The organism is Mycobacterium sp. UM_WGJ (genome assembly GCF_000455125.1).
Classification (GTDB): Bacteria; Actinomycetota; Actinomycetes; order Mycobacteriales; family Mycobacteriaceae; genus Mycobacterium.
In genome coordinates this window covers 39,867-60,232 of sequence record NZ_AUWR01000026.1, presented here as the reverse complement: position 1 = coordinate 60,232, position 20,366 = coordinate 39,867, and the positions used below count along the sequence as shown (strand labels likewise).

Here is a 20,366-nt window from a genome sequence, read left to right as displayed (position 1 = left end):
CGATGGTGTCGCCGGGCAAGGCGGTAATGGTGGTGCCGGTGGCCGGGGCGCTGACGGTGTCGATGGCACGCAGGCGGCCGCGCCGGGTGGCAACGGCGGCGCTGGGAGCAACGGCGGCAACGGTGGAAACGGCGGCGCGGGTGGTACCGGCGGCCGCAACTCCGATGGCAGTGCCAGCGGGCTCGACGGCATTCAGGGCAACGGCGGTGACGGCGGCGACGGCGGCGATGGCGGCGCGGGCTATCACGGTGTGAGCGGAGTCAACCCCGGCGACAACGGTCAAGAAGGCGGCAGGGGCGGCGCAGCAGGGTCCGGCGGTCATGGGGGGACCGGTGCGGTCGGCGGGGCTGGCGGTAACGGCGGCAACGGTGGTCAGGGCGGCAACGGTGGCGAAGGCCGCGACGGGTACGACGCAGCCGGCGACGGGAACGCCGAGGCGGGTGCTCACGGTGGCAATGCCGGCGACGGCGGGAACGGCGGTGCCGGCGGTCGCGGTGGTACGGGCGGCAACGGTGGAGCTTCCACGGCAGCGGGCGGCGTGGCAGGCGCCAACGGCAACGGCGGCAATGGTGGTCACGGCGGAGCCGCCGGCACGCCCGGCGATGGTGGCGACGGCAAGGCTGGCGACGCCGCTCACCTCGCGGGCGGTAATGGCGGCAACGGTGGCAATGCCGGTGCGGCCGGCACGGGTGGCGAACGTGGCGCGGCCGGGACCGGCGGCAGCGCCGGTCCCGGCAATGCGGGCCAAGAGGGATTGTCCGGCAGCGGTGTCACCGGTGTCGTCGGCAACGGTGGCAACGGCGGCAACGGTTACGACGCCGGCAGTGACGACCAGGCTGTAGCGAGCACCAACGGTGGTAACGGTGGTGCTGGCGGCAATGGCGGCGACCGCGGCAATGGGGGCAACGGTGGCCACGGTGGCGATGGGACCACGGGTGCTCAGGGCGCAGACGCCCAGAATCCAGGGGCGTCAGGAAGCGCCGGCGGCACCGGCGGATCCGGCGGGAAGGGTGGCGCGGGCGGCGCGAGCGGCACCCAAGCCGGTAATGCGGGGTCCGGAGGAAACGGTGGTCACGGAGCTACCGGTGGCGACGGCGGCAAGGGCAATGACGGAGCCACCGGCAGTTTCGCCGACGGCGGGACCGGCAATGGCGGCAACGGCGGCAACGGCGGAGCCGGCGGTCACGGTGGCAACGGGGGCGACGGCGGTGCGGCGGGCGCACTGAACAACGGCAGCGGCAGCGCCGGAACGCAAGGCACGGGTGGCAATGCCGGCAGCGGTGGTAACGGCGCCAACCCCGGAGACGGCGGCAACGGGGCGTCCGGGATCGCCACCCACACCACTGGCGGCAACGGCGGAAACGGCGGCAATGTCGGCCACGGTGGTACCGCAGGTACGGCAGGAGTCGGCTCGAACGGCAGTGGCCAGGCCGGCAACACCGGCAGTGCGCCGGTCGGCGTCGTCGTTGGAAACGGGGGCGACGGCGGCGCTGGCTACACCCCGGCTCATCCCGCCGCCCCGGGCCAGTCCGCTGCAAACGGTGGTGCCGGCGGCAACGGTGGCAACGGCGGCGACCACGGTAACGGCGGTAGCGGCGGCATGGGCGGCAACGGTGCCAATGGAGCGGACGCCACCACCATGCAGTCCGGTGCCGGCCGCGGTGGCAACGGTGGCAACGGAGGCACCGGCGGCAAGGGTGGCCTGGGCGGGTCGATCATGGGCTCGGACGGCGAGGTCGGTGATGGCGGCAACGGCGGCGCCGGGGGCGCGGGTGCCACTGGTGAGTTCGGGGTCAACAACGGCTACGGCGGTACCGGTGGCACGGGTGGCAACGGCGGCAACGCCGGAGGAGCAGCCGGTCAGGCCGGTAACGGCGGTACCGGTGGCATCGGTGGGGCCGGTGCCGACGGCGTGCGCGGCTACAACGGTGGCACGGGCGCTCACGGCGGTAACGGCGGTACCGGTGGACTGGCCGGGACCGTCGGCCTCGGCGGTGCGGCCGGTAACGGCGGCGACGGCGGTGCCGGCGGAACCGGCGCGGCCGGCGAGGTCACCAACAACAATGGCCAGGGTGCCAACGGCGGAACCGGTGGCCTGGGTGGCAATGCCGGCAACGCCACCGGCAAGGCGGGCAACGGTGGTGTCGGCGGCGATGGTGGTGCCGGTGCCCACGGCCAAGTCGGCTACAACAACGGCTACGGCGGCAACGGCGGAAGCGGCGGGACCGGGGGGCTGGCCGGCACGGTGGGATCCGCCGGGCAGGTGGGCAACGGCGGTACCGGTGGAGCCGGTGGAGACGGTGCGGATGGGCGCGTCGGCTACAACAACGGCTACGGCGGCAACGGCGGGCACGGCGGGTCTGGCGGAAACGCAGCAAACAGCACTGGCCAGGCCGGTGCCGGTGGAGACGGCGGCAAGGGCGGTCATGGCGACGACGGCCAGCTGGGCTACAACAACGGCTACGGCGGCAATGGCGGTAGCGGCGGTAACGGCGGGCAGAACGGATCTGTCGGCACCGTCGGGCCGATCGTCAGCAGGGGCGGCGATGCCGGAGACGGAGGCAACGGTGCGGACAGCACCTCCACCTCCAACAACAGCTACGGCGGCAACGGTGGCAGTGGGGGGCACGGCGGCAATGCCGGCGCTGCCACTGGCCAGGCCGGTTCCGGAGGGAATGGCGGTACCGGTGGAAACGGCCGGGCCGGCCGGATCGACGCCAACAACGGCTACGGCGGCAACGGCGGACGCGGTGGTAATGGCGGAAACGCCGGCAGCATCGGCACTGGTGGAATCGGCGGCAACGGTGCCTACGGCGGCGATGGCGGAGCGGGCGCGAACGGCGACATCTATCGCAACAACGGCACCGGCGGCATCGGCGGCACCGGTGGGGCCGGTGGCAACGCCGGAACCAGCAGTCCGGATGCTTTAGCTGGCCGCGGCACGGAGGGCAGCCAAAACGGCGACGGCGGCAACGGCGGCGTCGGGGGTAACGGTGCCAACGGAGTCTCCGGAGTCAACGGCGGCAACCCAGGCGTGGGCGGCGCGGGCGGTACGGCCGGCGCCGCGGGGACAGGTGGTTCCGGTGGGCAGGCAGGTTCTGGCGGCCAGGCCGGCGCGACGGGCGCCCCGGCCTAGCCGGCTTGTCGGGTCCGGCGGTGCGCTGCTGGAGGCATGCAGCGCCATCTGCAGTGGCCGACGCTATATATCCTGTGTCGCGAGTCTCGCCGACTAGCGAGGCGAAACTCGGAGAGGAGTGGCGCCCATGCGCGTGCTGGTGATCGGTTCCGGCGCCCGGGAACATGCGTTACTCCTAGCCCTTCGCAACGACCCCAAGGTCGATCACCTGGTGATCGCCCCCGGCAACGCCGGTACCGCCGCAGTGGCCGAGCAACGAGACATCGACATCACCTCGGCTACGGCGGTCACCGCCTTGGCCCGCGACGTCGAGGCCGACCTGGTGGTGATCGGGCCGGAGGTGCCGCTGGTCTTGGGTGTCGCAGATGCGGTGCGTGCCGCCGGGATCGCCTGCTTCGGGCCGTCGCAGGACGCCGCCCGCATCGAAGGCTCCAAGGCGTTCGCCAAGGACGTGATGGCCGCCGCCGGCGTGCGCACCGCCCGCTCGGAGATCGTCGACAGCCCCGCCGACCTGGACGCCGCCCTGACCCGGTTCGGGCCCGATGCCGGGGAGGCGGCCTGGGTGGTCAAGGACGACGGGCTGGCCGCCGGCAAGGGCGTCGTCGTCACGGCAGATCGGGCAGCGGCCCGGGCCCACGCCGCCGGACTGCTCGACAGCGGGCATCCGGTGCTGCTGGAATCCTTCCTGGACGGTCCCGAACTATCCCTGTTCTGTGTCGTCGACGGCGCTACCGTGGTCCCGTTGCTGCCGGCGCAGGACTTCAAGCGGGTCGGTGACGGCGACAGCGGCCCCAACACCGGCGGCATGGGCGCTTACGTACCGTTGCCGTGGTTGTCCCGGGAGGCTGTCGCCGGCATCGTCGCCGACGTCGTTGAGCCCGTCGCGGCCGAACTTGTCCGGCGAGGCGCCCGGTTCACCGGATTGCTGTATGCCGGTCTGGCGATGACGTCGACCGGGCCGGCGGTGGTCGAATTCAATTGCCGCTTCGGCGATCCGGAGACCCAGGCGGTGTTGGCACTGCTCGAGTCGCCGCTCGGGCAGTTGCTGCATGCCGCCGCCACCGGCGGGCTCAGCGAGTTCGGCAAGTTGCGCTGGCGGGATGCGGCGGCGGTGACGGTGGTGCTGGCCGCGGAGAACTATCCCGGCCGGCCGCGCGTCGGTGACGTGATCGTGGGCGCCGAGGCCGAAGGGGTTTTGCACGCCGGCACCGCACGCCGTGACGATGGGGCGGTGGTGTCCTCCGGCGGGCGGGTGCTGTCGGTGGTGGGTGTCGGAGACGACCTGAATGCCGCGCGTGCCGACGCCTACCGGATCCTCGACTCAATACGCTTGCCGGGAAGCCACTTCCGCAGCGACATCGGCGCGGCCGCCGCCCAGGGGAAGATCCAGATCTGACCGCAGGGGCCTACCGCTATCCTGGGTGGCATGGCTGACCACACTGAACCGGAGTCCACTGAATCCGAAAAGCAGGACGACCCGGCGAAAAGTGAATCCGAAGCGCAGGAACGCCCGGCAAAAGCCGCCGGCACGGCGAAACGGCGGTCAGCTCCGACCCCGGCTCCGACACCGCCGCAGTCGAGCACCGTCCGCCCCCTGCTGATCGCCGCGGCGGTCGGACTGGTCGCCGGGCTCATCGGTGGTGCGGCCGTCGCCGGCTTGTGGCACCCGTCCGGTGGCTCGTCCTCGGGTGGTTCTGCCAAGTTCAGCGGTGAGCAGGTCAACGACGCGAAGAAAGACGTGTGCGGCGCGGTCGTACTGGCTCGCCAAGCGGTGGCCAACAACATGCACATGAAGAACCCGGAGCCGGAGAACCCCGTGGCCCAACTCGCGGTGGCCGCCAACGCCCGGTTGTCGCTGACTGCGGGTGCGGCTTACCTGCGTGGCCGGCTCGAGGCGGACCCCGCGACGCCGCAAGACATCGTGGACTCCACCGAGAAGATGGCCGGTGCGCTGGAGCGCCTGAACCTCAGCTACCTTGTCGGGCAACCGAATACGGAGCGCGAGCAGCTGGGGCATGACCTCGATTCGCACATCACCACGCTGGGCAAGCTCTGCCAGCAGTAGACGGTGGTCACCGTCTGAGGTGACGCTGCACGCCGCGTCAGAACCAGCTACTCGGGTCGAAGAAGTCGAAGCCGCCGGCCGTCAGGTCGATGCCCGACACCGCATCTCCGGCGTCGAGCGGTGAGACGGCGTCGAACATGCTGAACATGCCCGACAGGTCGATGTTGCCGAACGGGGTGATCAACGTGTCGGTGATGCTGGACGCGGCCGTGCCGTCGGCGTTCGCGACGGCCTCATAGACGTTCGTGAAACCCCAGAGATCGGTGACGCTGTAGACCGTGCCCAGTGTCGGCAACTCTGCGATTTGCGCGTCGGTCAGACCTGAGAGGGCATCGACTGAGGTGACGGTGAACTGCGTGGTCTCGATGCCGAAGATGTTCGACATGTTCTCGCCGAGAGTGACTGTGCCCAGGTCGGCGCCGCTGCTGTCGTACATGGCGACTCCGGTCTGGCTGGGCAGGAAGGCTCCCAGCGCGTTGACGCCGGCGATCTGCAGCAGCGGCGCGATGCCGAACAGCGGATAGGCGCCATCGGTGTTGAACCCGTCGCTGCCTGGGTCGAAGGTGAGGCCGCCGATGGTGAACGCGTTGTCGGAGAGCGTGGCGCTGTCAGACGTCGCAGCGAGTGCCCCCAATGGTGCCGCCGGGTCCAGCGGGGCGGTGGCATCGAATGACGTCGGTAGGTTGAGGTTGCCGAACGGAGTCACCAGGGTGTTGGTGATGGCGGCCGATCCGCCGCCGGTTCCCGGGATGGCTTCGTAGACGTTCGCAAAGCCGCCGCCAAAGTCGGTGACGCTGTAAACCGTTCCGACCGCGGGCAGGTCGCTGAGGTTCATACCGTTGAGCACCTCGGCGATGTCGGCAGTGGTGATGCCGCTGCCGGTCAGATTGATGCCGCTGCTGGCGAGGGCGATGGTGACCGCGGTGTCGTCGATCTCGCCGTTGCCGAAGGTCAGCGGTGCGCTGTTGGCTGCCAAGGCAGCGGCCAACTCCTGCGCGGTGAAGTTGGCGCCGGTGAAGTCGAGTTCGGCGCTCAGCGCGCCTTGGATCGCGTCGGCGGCCGGGGTGATGGCCCCGACGGTGAACTGCGTGCTGTCGATCCCCAACAGGTCGGAGTACCAGAGATAGCTGGCGACGCTGCCGGCGTCGCTGCCGTTGGTGTAGACGTCGAAGACCTGGGACGTCTGAGTGCCGCTGGTGCCGGTGCCGCTGATGTTGATCCCACTGGCCGCGAAGTTCAGTAACGGGGCGAAGCTGGCCAGCGACAGCGGTTCGGCCACGGTGACTCCGCCGCTGCCCGGGTCGAAGGTGGTGCCGCCGATGGTAAAGGCGTTATCGCTGAGACCGGTGACGCCGGAGGTGTTCCCCAGTGCTTCCAGCGCCGCACCCGGGTCCAGTGGTGCGATGGCGTCGTAGGACGTCGGCAGGTCGAAGTTGCCGAACGGGGTCATCAACGTGTTGGTGATGCTGGCCGCGGCTGTACCGTCGGCGTTCGGGGTGGCCACGTAGACGTTGGCGAAGCCGCCACCGAAGTTGGTGATGCTATAGACGGTGCCGTCGGCCGGGAGCTCGGCAGCCTGACCGTCGGTGAGGCCCGCGGCGGGATCGATGCTGGTGACGGTGAACTGCGCCGTCTGGATGCCCAAGAGGTTCTGCACGTTGGTGGAGGTCAGGATCGTACCGAGCGTGACGCCGCTGCTGTCTTCGAGCGTGAACTGCTGCGATCCGAGACTGAGCAGACCCAGCAGGCTGTCGCTGCCCAGCGACAACAGCGGTGCGTTGGCGAATACCGGGGTGAGGGGCTCATAGCCGGGCGTCGCTGCGCCTAGGAAGTCGATCGCCATCGGGTCGGTGAAGGTGAGGCCGCCGATGGTGAAAGCCGCGTCGGCGTCGCTTTCGGCGACGGCCGTAGCGGTTTGCAGGAACGCGGCGGTCAGCAGCCCGCCGCCCGCAGTGACGGCGGCAGCGGTCAGTTGCATACGTCGATTCCTCTTCACAGGTATTCCTCTCTGTTCGATTGGATTTCAGGCAGTGCGTCAGAGGCCGAAGAGCGCCAGCGGGTCCCAGGAGGAGGCCATCGCTGACATCGCGTCGTCGAGACCGGTGAAGGCGTCGCCCGGGTCGAGCGGGTTGGCGGCGTTGAACATGTCGAACAGCGAACTCAGGTCGACGTTGCCGAACGGGGTCACCAGGGTGTCGGTGATGGTGCCGTCCTCCCCGGGCGTGGCGATGTAGATGTTCTGCCAACCGCCGCCGAAGTTGAGGACGTCGTAGACCGTTCCCTTCACCGGCAGCAACGCGTCCTCCATACCGTCGGCGGCCGTGACGCTTTGGACGGTGAACTCGGTGTTGGCCATACCCAGCAGGTTCGCCACATTTACGCTGGCCCGGATGGTTCCGAGGTCGGTGTCGTCAGTCCCGCCGTAGATGGTGAAGTCTTGCGGCGCAAAGTTGATCGGGTCCACCCCAGCGCCGAGAGCGACGGTGGCGCCGCCGAGGCTCAGCAGCGGCGCGGCGCCGAACAGCGCGGGAATGGCGCGGAAGCCCTCGGCCACGTTGTCGCCGGCTCCGGTGAACGGGTCGAAGACGTAGCCGCCGAGGCTGAAGGCGTCGTCGCCATAGGAGCTGTCGCCGACCTGCAGGCCGGTGAAGGCGTCACCCGGGTCGAGCGGGTTGGCGGCATTGAAGCCGCCGAACAGTGCGTCCAGGCTCATGTTGCCGAACGGGGTCACCAGGGTGTCGTGAACGGTGCCGTGGGTGACGGTGCCGTCTTCGGCGACGACGTCCGGGGTGGCGGTGTAGACGTTCGCCCAGCCGCCGCCGAAGTTGAACGCGTCATAGACCGCTCCCTTAACCGGCAGCAACGCGTCGTCAACACCGTCGGCCGCTGTGACGTTTTGGACGACGAACTGCGTGTTGGTCATGCCCAACAGGTTCGTCACGTCCACCGCCGTGTGGGCGGTGCCGATCTCGGTGGCGCTCGACCCGGTTCCGTTGTAGACGGTGAAGTCCTGGGGTGCGAACGGGGTGGGCTGCACGTTGGGGAAGGCCGTGCTGATCACCAGTTGGCCGCCGCCGAGATTCAGCAACGGCGGGATACCGGCGAGCGAGCTGACGGGGGCGAAGCCGTCGGTCACCGTGCCGTCCTCCCCGGTGCTGAACGGGTTGAAGGTGAAGCCGCCGATGCTGAAGGCGTCATCGCCGATGCTGCTGTCGCCGGCCTGCAGCGCGGCGAACGCGAGGGACGGGTCGAGCGGGTTGGCGGCGTTCATGCCGACGAACAGCGCGTCGAGGTTCATATTGCCGAACGGCGTCACCAGGGTGTCGGTGACGGTGCCGTTCTCGCCGGGAGTGGCGACATAGACGTTGTAGAAGCCGCCGCCCAGGTTGAACACGTCGTAGACGGTTCCGGTCACGGGAAGTGCCGAGGCCTCGACACCATCGGCGGGGGTGCTGCCGGTGACGGTGAACGCGGTGTTGGGCAGGCCGAACAGATAGGAGACGGTTTCGTTGGTGTCGATGCTGCCGAGCGACGTGGTGCCGTTGGATAGATCGAAGCTCTGCGGGGCGAGGTCCAAGATGTTTCTACCGACCGCCACCGACCCGCCGCCCAGGCCCAGCAGCGGCGGCGCCAGGTTGAGCGGTGCGACGAGGTTGAAGCCCTGGCCGCCGCCAGTCAATGTCGGATCGAATGTGGTGCCGTCGATGGTGAAAGCGTCTTCACCGGGCGCGGCGGCAGCGACTGCGCCCTGGACAAAGGCCACTAATGCCGCGGTGATCAAGCCGCCACCCGCGGTGGCAGCAACGGTGGCCGTTCGGATAAGTCGATTTGTCATCACGGGCCTTCCAATCCGTCGAAAGGGCTCAGAAAACGTTGAGTTAAACGTGAGTGCGCATTCTGAATTTATCCCGAGTGCTCTTCGTCACACAAGATATTTGCGGTTATGTAAATGCGGCAACTTTCTCCAAAGTCCTGGAAAACAAGCGAAATTCGCGAACCGATAAGTCCGATTTTCGCGACGAATCGTCCGAGTTTGGAAACGATGGGTGGCGATCGCGCCGCGAGCGGCTGAGATATGTCCTTTTTAAGTGGAACTTGCGCTCAGGCCGTCAGCAGCGGAGCTATCCAAGTCAACTCGGCCGGAATCTGGGAACTCCAATATGTGCCGTCGTGCCCACCGGGGGAGAACCCGCCCGCGGGAGGGTTGGGCAGCTGGGCGATAAACGCCTGAGTTGCTGAATAGAACGGGTCGTCGTTTCCGCAGTCCACCCGAATCGGTATCGAGCCGAGTGCGGGCATCCCGAAAACGGAGTTGGCCGAGTAGTCCGACGCGCCATCGAATGCCCCCGGCGCTGTCGCTCCGGGGGTCAGCCACAGTGCGGGGCTGACCGCGCAGATCGCTGCGGTTCGGCGCGCGCCGAGTCGCCCCCCCAGCAGCAGCGCGCCGTAGCCGCCCATCGACCAGCCGATGAAACCCACTCGCGAGGTGTCCAGGCCCTGCTCGGCCAGCAGTGGCAATAACTCCTCGGTCACCATGGCCCCCGAGTCCTCCCCGGATGTGCGGCGGTGCCAGTAGCTCCCGCCGCCGTCGACGGCAACCACCGCGAACGGCGGCAGGCCCGCGTTGACAGCTTCGGCCAGGCCCTGTTCGACCCCGCCGGCCATCACCGTCGCGGCGTCGCTTCCCTTGCCGTGCAACGCGATCAGCGGACGCAACGCCCCGGTCTGGCCGGGGGGCCGGGCGATCGCCCAATTGGTGGTGATACCTCCGCGCGCGGCCGAGACGAACGAGCCCGTCGTCATTGTGGGTGCGGCCTGCGCGGGCCGCGCACCAAGGAGTGAGCTCGCCCCCAGTGCGCCCGCACTGCCCAGCATGGCCCCGGCGCGCAGCACCGCTCGTCGGCTCAACACAGGCATGGCGGCCATCATGCCAGCGGGGTGTTGTTTGTCGGCAAAAGACGGAAACGCATGATGCGGCGCTACCTGGGCTGGCAGCATCTCTAGGCGTGATGACAGCAGTTACGCCCAAGGGCGAGCGGCGGCGGTATGCGCTGATCAGCGCCGCTGCCGAGCTGCTGCGCGAGGGCGGGTTCGATGCGGTGCGCCACCGCGCCGTAGCGCAGCGGGCCGGTCTGCCGCTGGCATCGACGACCTATTACTTCTCGTCACTCGAAGACCTCATCGCGCACGCGGTCGAACACATCGGGATGTTGGAGGTCGCGCAACTGCGGGCTCGTATCACCGAGTTGTCCCGGCGTCGACGCAGTGCCGAGACCACGGCGGACATCCTGGTCGAGCTGTTGGTGGGGGAGGAGAGCGGTGCGCAGATCACCGAGCAGCTCATCTCCCGCTATGAGCGCTATATCGTGTGCTCTCGCCACCCGGCGCTGCGCGACATTCAACGCCGTGTCCTGCACCAACGGTCTGATGCGGTCACCGAGGCCGTCGAGCGCTCCGGGCGGATCGCGCGGGTCGAGATGGCCTATTCCCTGGTCTGCATGGTCGACGGTGCGGTGATGGCGGCGCTCGTCGATGACCTGCAGGGCCCCCGGGCGGCGGCCCGGGCCGCGGTCGTCGACGTCATCGATATGCTCGCGCCACTGGACCAGCGCGCGGTGTCGGCCTGAGAAGCCCACACGGTATGCTGCCTCGATCCCTTTATCGCTCCTTAGCTACTGGCGGGTAACGAGGGGTCCGGAGGTGCTGGGAAAGGCGCCGTAAGCGCCGGAAGACGGCGAAGAGACGCGGATGTGGAGAGCTACGTCATGAATATCGGTGTCCTATCCGAGGCGCAGCCCGGTGAGACGCGTGTGTCGGCGACGCCGACGACCGTCGCTGCACTAGCCAAGCTCGGTTACGACGTCGTAGTGGATTCCGGTGCCGGAGAAGCGTCGTCCTTTTCCGACGCGGCGTACACCGAGGCCGGCGCCACCATCGGGGATGCCCGCACCGCCGACATCGTCTTCGGGGTCAACGCCCCCTCGACCGAGCAGCTGGACGGAATGAAGCCGGGTGCGACGCTGGTCAGCCTGTTGGCACCGGCCCTGAACCCCGATCGCGTGGAGGACCTGGCCCGCCGGCCCATCACGGCGCTGTCGATGGACGCGGTTCCCCGGATCTCGCGTGCGCAGTCGCTGGACGTGCTGAGCTCCATGGCCAACATCGCGGGGTACCGCGCCGTGATCGAGGCGGCCCATGTCTTCGGCCGGTTTTTCACCGGCCAGGTGACCGCCGCGGGCAAGGTGCCGCCGGCCAAAGTGTTGGTGGTGGGCGCCGGAGTGGCGGGCTTGGCCGCGATCGGCGCCGCCGGCAGTCTTGGGGCGATCGTGCGGGCCACCGACCCGCGTCCCGAGGTGGCCGACCAGGTCCGCTCGCTCGGCGGGGAATACCTGTCGATCGAATCGACCGAGACCGAGGTATCGGCCACCGGCTACGCCAAGGAGATGAGCGACGACTACAAGGCTCGGGAGGCGCAGCTCTACGCCGACCAATGCGCCGACGTCGACATCATCGTCACCACCGCGCTCATCCCCGGTAAGCCCGCGCCGCGGATCATCACCGCCGACATGGTGGCGTCGATGAAGCCGGGCAGCGTGATCGTCGACATGGCCGCGGCCAACGGCGGCAACGTCGAGGGCACCGTCAAGGACCAGGCCGTCGTTACCGACAACGGGGTGACGATCATCGGCTACACCGACCTGGCCGGCCGGCTGCCCGCGCAGGCGTCGCAGCTCTACGGCACCAACCTGGTCAACCTGATGAAGTTGATGACACCCGGCAAGGACGGCCAGCTGGTGCTGGACTTCGACGACGTGGTGCAGCGGTCGATGACCGTGGTGCGCGACGGCGAGTCGACGTGGCCCCCGCCGCCGGTGCAGGTCTCGGCCGCCCCGGCCAAAGTCGCCGAAGCACCGGTGGTCGCGCAGGCCAACAAAGAACCGATGTCGGCCGGGCGCCGGCTGGGTGTGGTGGTCTCGGCCGCAGCCGTGCTGTTCGCGCTGGTCGCGATGGCGCCGGCCGCGCTGCAGGTGCACCTGATTGTCTTTGCGCTGGCGATCGTGATCGGTTACTACGTGATCGGTCATGTGCACCACGCGCTGCACACGCCGCTGATGTCGGTGACCAATGCGATCTCGGGGATCATCGTGGTCGGCGCGTTGCTGCAGATCGGCCACGGCGACCCAGCCATCACGAGTTTGGCCGCCGCGGCGATCCTGCTGGCCAGCATCAACATCTTCGGTGGATTTGCGGTGACCCGCCGCATGCTCGCCATGTTCTCTCGCAGCTGAGGCGCTGCGCACCCCGACTTGGAGTAGACCCCGCTTATGTTTTCAGTTGAGACCGCCGCCTCGGCGGCATACATCGTCGCGGCCTTGCTGTTCATCCTGGCCCTGGCCGGGCTGAGTAAGCACGAGACGTCCAAGGCCGGCAACAGCTTCGGCATCCTGGGGATGGCGGTGGCGCTGGCGGCGACGATCACCTTGGCGGTCCATCACGACATCAATCCGGTCGGCCTGGCGTTGCTCATCGGGGCCACCCTGGTGGGGGCGGCGATCGGCTTGTGGCGGGCCAAGGTCGTCGAAATGACCGGGATGCCCGAGCTGATCGCGCTGCTGCACTCGTTCGTCGGTCTGGCTGCCGTGCTGGTCGGCTGGAACGGCTACCTGCATGTCGAGGCTGCCAGGACCGGACCTGACGCGCAGGAGCTGGCGGCCTCGGGCTTGCTGGGTATTCACTCCGCTGAGGTGTTCATCGGAGTGTTCATCGGGGCGGTCACCTTCACCGGCTCGATCGTGGCCAACCTCAAACTGTCCGCGCGGATGAAGTCCAACCCGCTGATGCTGCCGGGCAAGAACTTCCTGAACATCGGCGCTCTGGTCGCGTTCTTCGCACTCACGGTGTGGTTCGTGCACGAGCCGCAGCTGTGGCTGCTGATCGCGGTCACCGTGCTGGCGCTGGCACTGGGTTGGCATCTGGTGGCCTCCATCGGTGGCGGCGACATGCCGGTGGTCGTCTCGATGCTCAACAGCTACTCCGGCTGGGCGGCGGCCGCCTCGGGCTTCCTGCTCTCCAACGACCTGCTGATCATCACCGGCGCGCTGGTCGGCTCCTCCGGCGCCTACCTGTCCTACATCATGTGCAAGGCGATGAACCGCTCGTTCATCTCGGTGATCGCCGGTGGCTTCGGGATCGAAGCCGGCCCGGCCGAGGACAAGGACTACGGCGAACACCGCGAGATCACCGCCGAAGGTGTGGCGGAACTGCTGGGCGGCGCCGACTCGGTGATCATCACCCCCGGCTACGGGATGGCGGTTGCTCAAGCGCAGTACGGGGTCGCAGAGCTCACCCGCAAGCTGCGCGACCGTGGCGTCGACGTGCGCTTCGGCATTCACCCGGTCGCCGGCCGGCTGCCCGGCCACATGAACGTGCTGCTGGCCGAAGCCAAGGTGCCCTACGACATCGTGCTGGAGATGGACGAGATCAACGACGACTTCGGCGACACGTCGGTGGTCCTGGTGATCGGCGCCAATGACACCGTCAACCCGGCCGCTGCCGAAGACCCGTCCAGTCCGATCGCGGGCATGCCGGTGCTGACGGTGTGGGACGCCGACAACGTGATCGTCTTCAAGCGCTCCATGGCTTCGGGCTATGCCGGCGTGCAGAACCCGCTGTTCTTCCGGCAGAACTCCGCCATGTTGTTCGGTGACGCCAAGGACCGGGTCGAGGACATCCTGCACGCGCTGTAGCGTCGGCAGCCGGCGTCCGCCGGTGCTCGGGCGTTTGCGGCCGGGCGACACCCAAGCGTTTGGCTTGGCCTGCCGACAGTGCCTGTTCCCAAGGGCCGGCGTCGCCGGGCATCGACTCCGGGGCGCTCGGTAATACGGCCTGCGTGACGTCAGCCTGGCTGGCCCGGAACACCTGTGTCAGACTACGGGGGGCCTGTCCGCTTTTATCGACCTATGGAGTCGCGATGTTGACCGTTGGCCGCGTCAACGAAAGTAACGTCGCGTTGACGCCTCTGGAGTGGCCGCCGGCAGCCCGGATAGCAATCGAGGTTTTCCTGGTCTTCATGCACAACAGGCGGGTGCGGCCCTTCGATATCGCCACCCGCTGCCGCACCCGATCCCTCACCCGACACGTCCCTGTCGGGCCGCGGCACGAGATCGTGCGGTCCTTCGACCTCGCGCCGCCCTTCTGGCCAGTCACCGTCGACCCCTATGACGGTCTGCTGGCCGGCTACGGCATCGACCGGGACGGCACGTGCATTCGCTACACCCAGAATCCGTACTCCCTGACCAGCCGGGCCGACGACGCGACGGTGCAGCGCGTGCAATTCTCGCAGGGGTGCCAGCACGTGATGCGCCGTGCCACCCGAACCAATCCCGCCTTCATCTGCGAACCGCTGCCCCCGTGGCGCGCCGTCCAGGTGGTCGGCGAGCACCTCATCGATGCCGCGATATCGCTGTCCGAAGGTCGAGGCCCGGTCGTGGTGCAAGCCGTGCCCGCTGCCCAGGCCAGCCCGACTCCACCGGAGCGCACGACCGTAAGCTAGCTGCTCGTGAGCATCCCCAATGTGCTGGCCACCCGTTACGCCAGCACCGCCATGACAGAAATCTGGTCGCCGCAGGCCAAAATCGTTGCCGAGCGGCGGCTGTGGCTGGCGGTGCTTCGCGCCCAATCCGAGCTGGGTGTGCCGGTGCCCGCACAGGCGATCGCCGACTACGAAGCCGCCGTCGCAGATGTCGATCTGGCGTCGATCGCAGCCCGCGAGCGGGTGACCCGCCACGACGTCAAGGCCCGCATCGAGGAGTTCAATGCGCTGGCCGGTCACGAGCACATCCACAAGGGCATGACTAGCCGGGACCTGACCGAAAACGTTGAGCAGCTGCAGATCCGCCAGTCCCTGCAATTGGTCCACGACCACGGCGTCGCGGTCGCTGCGCGCCTGGTCAGCCACGCGGTAGCCTACCGTGACCTGGTGATGGCCGGGCGCAGCCATAACGTCGCGGCGCAGGCCACCACCTTGGGTAAGCGGTTCGCGTCGGCTGCCGAGGAAACCCTGCTCGCGCTGCGGCGAGTACGTGAGCTGATCGAGCGCTACCCGCTGCGCGGAATCAAGGGGCCGATGGGCACCGCGCAGGACATGCTGGATCTGTTTGACGGCGACACCGCCAAACTGGCGCAATTGGAACGCTCCATCGCAGGTTTTCTGGGGTTCTCGGCGGTGCTGACCAGCGTCGGGCAGGTCTACCCCCGCTCGCTGGACCATGACGTGGTCTCGGCGCTGGTGCAACTGGGCGCCGGCCCGTCCTCCCTGGCGCAGACCATCCGACTGATGGCCGGCCACGAACTGGTCACCGAAGGATTCGCGCCCGGCCAGGTGGGTTCGTCGGCGATGCCGCACAAGATGAACACCCGCAGCTGCGAGCGGGTCAACGGCCTGCAGGTGGTGCTGCGCGGCTATGCCTCGATGGCCGCCGAACTGGCCGGCGCGCAGTGGAACGAGGGCGACGTGTTCTGCTCGGTGGTGCGTCGGGTCGCACTGCCCGACGCCTTCTTCGCCGTCGATGGACAGACCGAAACCTTCTTGACCGTGCTCGACGAATTCGGGGCCTACCCGGCGGTGATCACCCGCGAACTGGACCGCTACCTGCCGTTCCTGGCGACCACCAAGGTGTTGATCGCCGCGGTGCGTGCCGGTGTGGGACGGGAAGCCGCCCACGAGGTGATCAAGGAGCACGCGGTGGCTGTCGCGCTGGCCATGCGCGAGCGGGGCGCCGACCCCGACCTGCTGGACCGGCTGGCCGCCGATGACCGGCTGCCGCTGGACCGGGACGCGCTGGATGCGGCCGTCGCCGACCGCCAGGCTTTCACCGGTGCGGCCGCCGACCAGGTCGACCGGGTGGCGGCCGAGGTGGCCGAACTGCTCGAACGGCACCCGGCCGGGGCTGCCTACAGCCCGGGCGCGATCCTGTAACCGTCATGGTCCGGGAGCTCGCGAGCATCGACTTCACCGATCTGGACAACTTTGCCGACGGATTCCCCCACGAGCTGTTCGCGCTGCACCGCCGCGTCGCCCCGGTGTACTGGCACGAGCCCACCGCCCACACCCCTGACGGCGACGGCTTCTGGTCGGTGGCCACGCACGCCGAAACGCTTGAAGTGCTGCGGGATGCGCAGACCTATTCGTCGGTCACCGGTGGTGATCGGCCGTTCGGTGGCACCGTGCTGCAGGACCTGCCGATCGCCGGGCAGCTGTTGAACATGATGGATGACCCGCGGCACGCCCAGGTCCGCCGGCTGGTCAGCTCCGGGCTGACGCCGCGGATGATCCGCCGGGTCGAGACCGACCTGCGGCACCGGGCGCGGTCTTTGCTCGACGCCGTCGAGCCCGGGGTGCCCTTCGACTTCCTGGTCGACATCGCCGCCGAGGTGCCGATGCAGATGATCTGCATTCTGTTGGGTGTGCCCGAGGCCGACCGGCACTGGCTGTTCGAGGCGATCGAGCCCAGCTTCGACTTCCGCGGCTCACGCAAGGCGGTGGTGTCGCGACTGTCTATCGAGGACGCCGGCAACCGGGTCTACACCTTCGGGCGTGAGTTGATCGCGGCTAAGCGGGCCGAGCCCGCCGACGACATGCTCTCGGTGGTGGCCAACTCGACCGACCCCGAGCTCAGCGACCTCGAGGTGTATCTGTTCTTCCAGCTGCTGTTCAGCGCCGGCGCCGAGACCACTCGCAACGCCATCGCCGGAGGGCTGCTGGCACTGTCTGCGTACCCCGATCAATATCGTTTGCTGCGTAGCGATTTCGATCTGCTGCCCACCGCCATCGAGGAGATCCTGCGCTGGACCTCGCCGGCTCCGTCAAAGCGGCGCACCGCCACCCGGCGTGTCGTGCTGGGCGGGCAGACCATCGACGCCGGTCAGAAGGTATTGGTGTGGGAGGGCTCGGCCAATCGGGACCCGGCGGTCTTCGAGCGGGCCGATCAGTTCGACGTCACCCGTAAACCCAACCCCCACATCGGTTTCGGGCACGGCGCCCACTTCTGCCTGGGTGCCCACCTGGCCCGACTGGAACTGCGGGTGCTCTACGAGGAGCTGCTGAGCCGGTTCGGTGAATTGGCGGTGGTGGCACCGGTGGAGTGGACGCGCAGCAACCGGCACACCGGGATGCGGCACATGATGGTGGAGCTGCGCCCCTAGCTACGCGCGACAGGGGATCGGCGGGCCAGGCCTGCGGCGTGCAGTTCCAGCGCGGCCAAGCCCCCGATCACAACGGGGTCGGCGTGCCGCCAGGCCCCGGCGGGGTCCGGACTGACCGCGGTCAGCTTCCCCAACGGGCGATTGGTCAGGGCGCGCAGCGCCAGCAGCTGCTGCCCGGCCGGGTTCGAGTACAAGCCCAGCACCGCCCGTTTACGCAGGAAGAACCGTAGTCGCAAGGCCAGCCACGGCATCGCCACCGCCAGAATCGGCGGGGCGGCGACAGCAAAAGCGAGCACATAGGCCAGCCAACCTGCAGTGGTGTTGAGGTTATGACCGGCCCCGGCGATATCGACTGCGGCATGACCCGCTGCGGTGAGTGGCTTGCTCACGGCGTCGCCGACCAGCGGTATCCGGTCCGCGCTCTTGCCTGCCGAGGCCAGGCTGTCGGCCACGCCGTTGGCGCCGCGCTCGAACTGCCGTCCGACCCCGGCGATGGTGGTCACCGCACCGTGCACCGCCAGGGCGATCATCACCCACAGGAAGGTCCATGCCGCGACGACGAGGTCGCTCAGCAGTTGGGCCAGCAAGCGGCCGGGCGAGGTGGCATAGGGCAGCAGCCGGGATGTCATGCCTCCGATCCCAACACACCCCGAGCCCGTCCGGCAGGTGATGCGTCGTCAGCTGTTGGGTGTGACGGTCACCGTGATGGTGGCGGCGCCGGCGTTGGAGGCGATCACCAGCACCGGGGCGTTCGCGGCTGACACGACCTGCCCGCCGGTGACTGCCACCTGGTAGCCGTCCGGGTAGAGGCTGGGCGGTACCGAGATGTTGGTGTGCGCCCCCGCGGCGAACTGCCCCGACCCGTCAGCCATCTCGGTGGAGTAGCTGAACGCGAAGGTGCCGTCGTTGAACGACCAGCTGCCCGGGATGCCGGCCACGGCCTGCGGGTAAGGCGCGGCCAGGGCGTTCACCGCATCGGTCGCCACGTTGTCGCCGGTCAGCGGCTGCTCCATGTCACGGACGAGGACGTGGTTGTAATCCCAGAACAGCCAGCCGAAGCCGTGCTGATTGGCGGCGCCGGTGGCGCCGTAGATGACACCGGGGTTGGTGGTGTTGCCGAACTCGGTGAGCAGCGCCGGGACGCCATGTGCCTGCGAGTAGGCCGCGGCGTGATCCATGATGTAGCCCTCGTATGCCCCGCAACCGAAGTCGCTGCCCAAGACCTCGTACCACGGGCAGTAGCTGTGGAAGGCGAATATGGTGTTCGAATCATCCGGCGGGGTCACGAAGGTGGGCACCGGCAGGTTGCCGAACAGCGTGTTGGACCCGAAGATGACCGGGGTGCTCGGGTCCACCGAGCGGATCGCCGCCGTCACCTGCTCGTAGAACGGTGACAACTGCTGGGTGTCGAAGAACGGGTTGCCGAACGCCGTCGACAGGTAGCCCGAGCCCGGCCAGGGCTCGTTCATGATCTCGTAGCCGGCGACGTGGGGATTGCCGTTGAGGACGCCCGCCACGGCCTGGAACATGCTGGCGTAGTGGTTCTGCAGGCCTATCCCGTCGGAGGCGGCGGGGGAGTTGGTCCAGAACGCATCCCAGGCGTGGTTCACGGCGGCGTTGAGCGGGTAGTTCCACGGCCAGCCGAAGTTGATATTGATCGCATCACCGATCTGCACCGCCCACTCCGGCGCCCCGTCACCGATCCCGGTGATGGTGTCGCTGTACAGGTCCTGATGCATGTCGATGACGCTGACGATGCCGTAGGAACCGAGCAGGTCCACGGTGGCCTTGATCGACGCCAGATACTCGTAGTCGATCTGGCCGGGGCTGGGCTCTACCCCGGACCAGATCACGCCGACGCGAACCGCGTTGATGCCGTTGGCGGCCAGATACGCCGCATGCTGCTCGTCGAAGTGGTCGGCCTCCGGGGTATAGGGCGCAGACTTGTTGACCTCGTTCACCCCGTGCAGGATCAGCACCCGGCCGTCGGCGTCGGTGAGCCAGGTGCCGGCGGTGCTGAAGGCGCCGCTGCCGATCGGCGGGCCGCTGTCCAAGGTGCCGAAGGCACCGACGGAGCCATGCGTGCCGAACAGCCCGGGGTTGCCGCCGGCCCCGCCCAGCGCCGGCCGCGCCCAGCCGGGAGTGGAGGCGACGCTGTCGCCTTGGCCGGCGTCACCGCCGTGGCCGCCGGCGGCGAACAGGCCGATGCCGCTGCCGCCGTCGCCGCCATTGGCGCCGTCGCCGCCGTCGCCGCCGGCCCCGCCATTACCCAGCAGCCAGCCCCCGCTGCCACCGGCGCCTCCGGTGGCTTCGGCGCCGCCGTCGCCGCCTGCCCCGCCGTTGCCGATAAGTCCCGCCGCGCCGCCGGCACCGCCGGCGACTCCGGCCTGGTCGCTGTCCCAGCCGGTCCCCCCGGTGCCGAACAACCACCCGGCTGCGCCGCCGTCGGGGTTCGCTGCTGTTCCGGTGGCGCCGTCACCGATCACGTACGAGCCGAACCCGTTCAGGAAATCGGCGACTTGCTGACCGGCCTGCGTATCCAGCCACTCATCCAGCCCGTGGTAGATGGGCAGGTAGATCGATTGCTGGAACCAGCTGGCGAAGTCGAAGTCGGTGGCGGGGGCCGCGAACGGCTCTCCCCAGTCGACGACCATCCCGGCCAGGAGTTGCTCGAAGGCGTCGTCTAAGAACTCGGCGTGCGCGGACGCGGCGCCCAGCGGTGACAACCCGAGCCCGAGTGACAACCCGGCTGCTGCTGCTGCTGCACCCGCCAGTTGCGTGCGACCGCTGCGCCGCCGCAGTCGGCGATTACCGGAGGTGGTCAGTTGCGATGTCATGTGGCGGTCGCTCCTCGCCGGCAGTGAAAGTTAGACTTTACATGTGAAACACCTGACAAATTACCGTACATGAAGTGTGGTTCACGTGGCAGGGTTGAGGCGCGCGGCGTCGTCCCCGATAGGC

General features: G+C 68.5%; 13 protein-coding genes and 1 pseudogene. 9 read left to right on the top strand and 5 right to left on the bottom strand.

The window, feature by feature from the left end:
• The 3 genes and pseudogenes from N416_RS24250 to N416_RS22110 all read left to right on the top strand — a co-directional run.
• Window positions 1-3,136 (top strand): annotated as a pseudogene (locus N416_RS24250) (PE family protein); the annotation flags it as partial.
• A gap of 127 nt (window positions 3,137-3,263) precedes the next feature.
• The gene (gene purD, locus N416_RS0109740; RefSeq protein ID WP_024441918.1) at window positions 3,264-4,532 is read left to right on the top strand and encodes a phosphoribosylamine--glycine ligase; all 1,269 of its coding nucleotides are present in this window, start codon (window positions 3,264-3,266) and stop codon (window positions 4,530-4,532) included.
• 30 nt (window positions 4,533-4,562) lie between these two features.
• Entirely contained in the window at window positions 4,563-5,201 is a 639-nt protein-coding gene (locus N416_RS22110; RefSeq protein WP_024441917.1) for a hypothetical protein, read from the top strand.
• 37 nt (window positions 5,202-5,238) lie between these two features.
• On the opposite strand, the gene N416_RS0109730 is transcribed toward N416_RS22110, so the two are convergent.
• The 3 genes from N416_RS0109730 to N416_RS0109720 all read right to left on the bottom strand — a co-directional run bounded on the left by N416_RS0109730 (window position 5,239) and on the right by N416_RS0109720 (window position 10,130).
• Window positions 5,239-7,179 carry a hypothetical protein gene (locus N416_RS0109730; RefSeq protein ID WP_024441916.1) on the bottom strand — a complete coding sequence of 647 codons (1,941 nt, stop codon included), beginning with the start codon at window positions 7,177-7,179 and terminating at the stop codon, window positions 5,239-5,241.
• A 57-nt stretch (window positions 7,180-7,236) separates the two neighbouring features.
• Window positions 7,237-9,036, bottom strand: a complete 1,800-nt coding sequence (locus tag N416_RS0109725) for a hypothetical protein (RefSeq protein ID WP_024441915.1) — start codon at window positions 9,034-9,036, stop codon at window positions 7,237-7,239.
• A gap of 266 nt (window positions 9,037-9,302) precedes the next feature.
• Complete coding sequence (locus N416_RS0109720) at window positions 9,303-10,130, bottom strand: alpha/beta hydrolase-fold protein (RefSeq protein WP_024441914.1); 828 nt, start codon at window positions 10,128-10,130, stop codon at window positions 9,303-9,305.
• Window positions 10,131-10,210: 80 nt separating this feature from the next.
• Here N416_RS0109720 and N416_RS0109715 point away from each other — a divergent pair, with 80 nt between their 5' ends.
• The 6 genes from N416_RS0109715 (at window position 10,211) to N416_RS0109690 (ending at window position 17,405) form a co-directional block, all read left to right on the top strand.
• Window positions 10,211-10,828 carry a TetR/AcrR family transcriptional regulator gene (locus tag N416_RS0109715; protein WP_036457610.1) on the top strand — a complete coding sequence of 206 codons (618 nt, stop codon included), beginning with the start codon at window positions 10,211-10,213 and terminating at the stop codon, window positions 10,826-10,828.
• A 138-nt stretch (window positions 10,829-10,966) separates the two neighbouring features.
• Window positions 10,967-12,490 (top strand): Re/Si-specific NAD(P)(+) transhydrogenase subunit alpha, encoded by a 1,524-nt coding sequence (locus tag N416_RS0109710; RefSeq protein ID WP_024441912.1) that lies wholly within the window; start codon window positions 10,967-10,969, stop codon window positions 12,488-12,490.
• 36 nt (window positions 12,491-12,526) lie between these two features.
• Window positions 12,527-13,948: a Re/Si-specific NAD(P)(+) transhydrogenase subunit beta gene (pntB, locus tag N416_RS0109705; protein WP_024441911.1), complete on the top strand. Its 1,422-nt coding sequence runs from the start codon at window positions 12,527-12,529 to the stop codon at window positions 13,946-13,948.
• A gap of 224 nt (window positions 13,949-14,172) precedes the next feature.
• On the top strand, window positions 14,173-14,754 hold the full coding sequence (locus N416_RS0109700) for a hypothetical protein (RefSeq protein WP_024441910.1): 582 nt from the start codon (window positions 14,173-14,175) through the stop codon (window positions 14,752-14,754).
• 6 nt (window positions 14,755-14,760) lie between these two features.
• Window positions 14,761-16,179 carry an adenylosuccinate lyase gene (gene purB, locus N416_RS0109695; protein ID WP_024441909.1) on the top strand — a complete coding sequence of 473 codons (1,419 nt, stop codon included), beginning with the start codon at window positions 14,761-14,763 and terminating at the stop codon, window positions 16,177-16,179.
• Between the two features lie 5 nt (window positions 16,180-16,184).
• Window positions 16,185-17,405 (top strand): cytochrome P450, encoded by a 1,221-nt coding sequence (locus tag N416_RS0109690; RefSeq protein ID WP_024441908.1) that lies wholly within the window; start codon window positions 16,185-16,187, stop codon window positions 17,403-17,405.
• Here the strand turns inward: N416_RS0109690 and N416_RS0109685 are convergent.
• On the bottom strand, window positions 17,402-18,034 hold the full coding sequence (locus N416_RS0109685; RefSeq protein WP_024441907.1) for a hypothetical protein: 633 nt from the start codon (window positions 18,032-18,034) through the stop codon (window positions 17,402-17,404). The genes N416_RS0109690 and N416_RS0109685 overlap by 4 nt on opposite strands.
• Before the next feature lie 48 nt (window positions 18,035-18,082).
• The gene (locus N416_RS24245) at window positions 18,083-20,242 is read right to left on the bottom strand and encodes a cellulase family glycosylhydrolase (protein ID WP_024441906.1); all 2,160 of its coding nucleotides are present in this window, start codon (window positions 20,240-20,242) and stop codon (window positions 18,083-18,085) included.
• Window positions 20,243-20,366 lie beyond the last annotated feature (124 nt).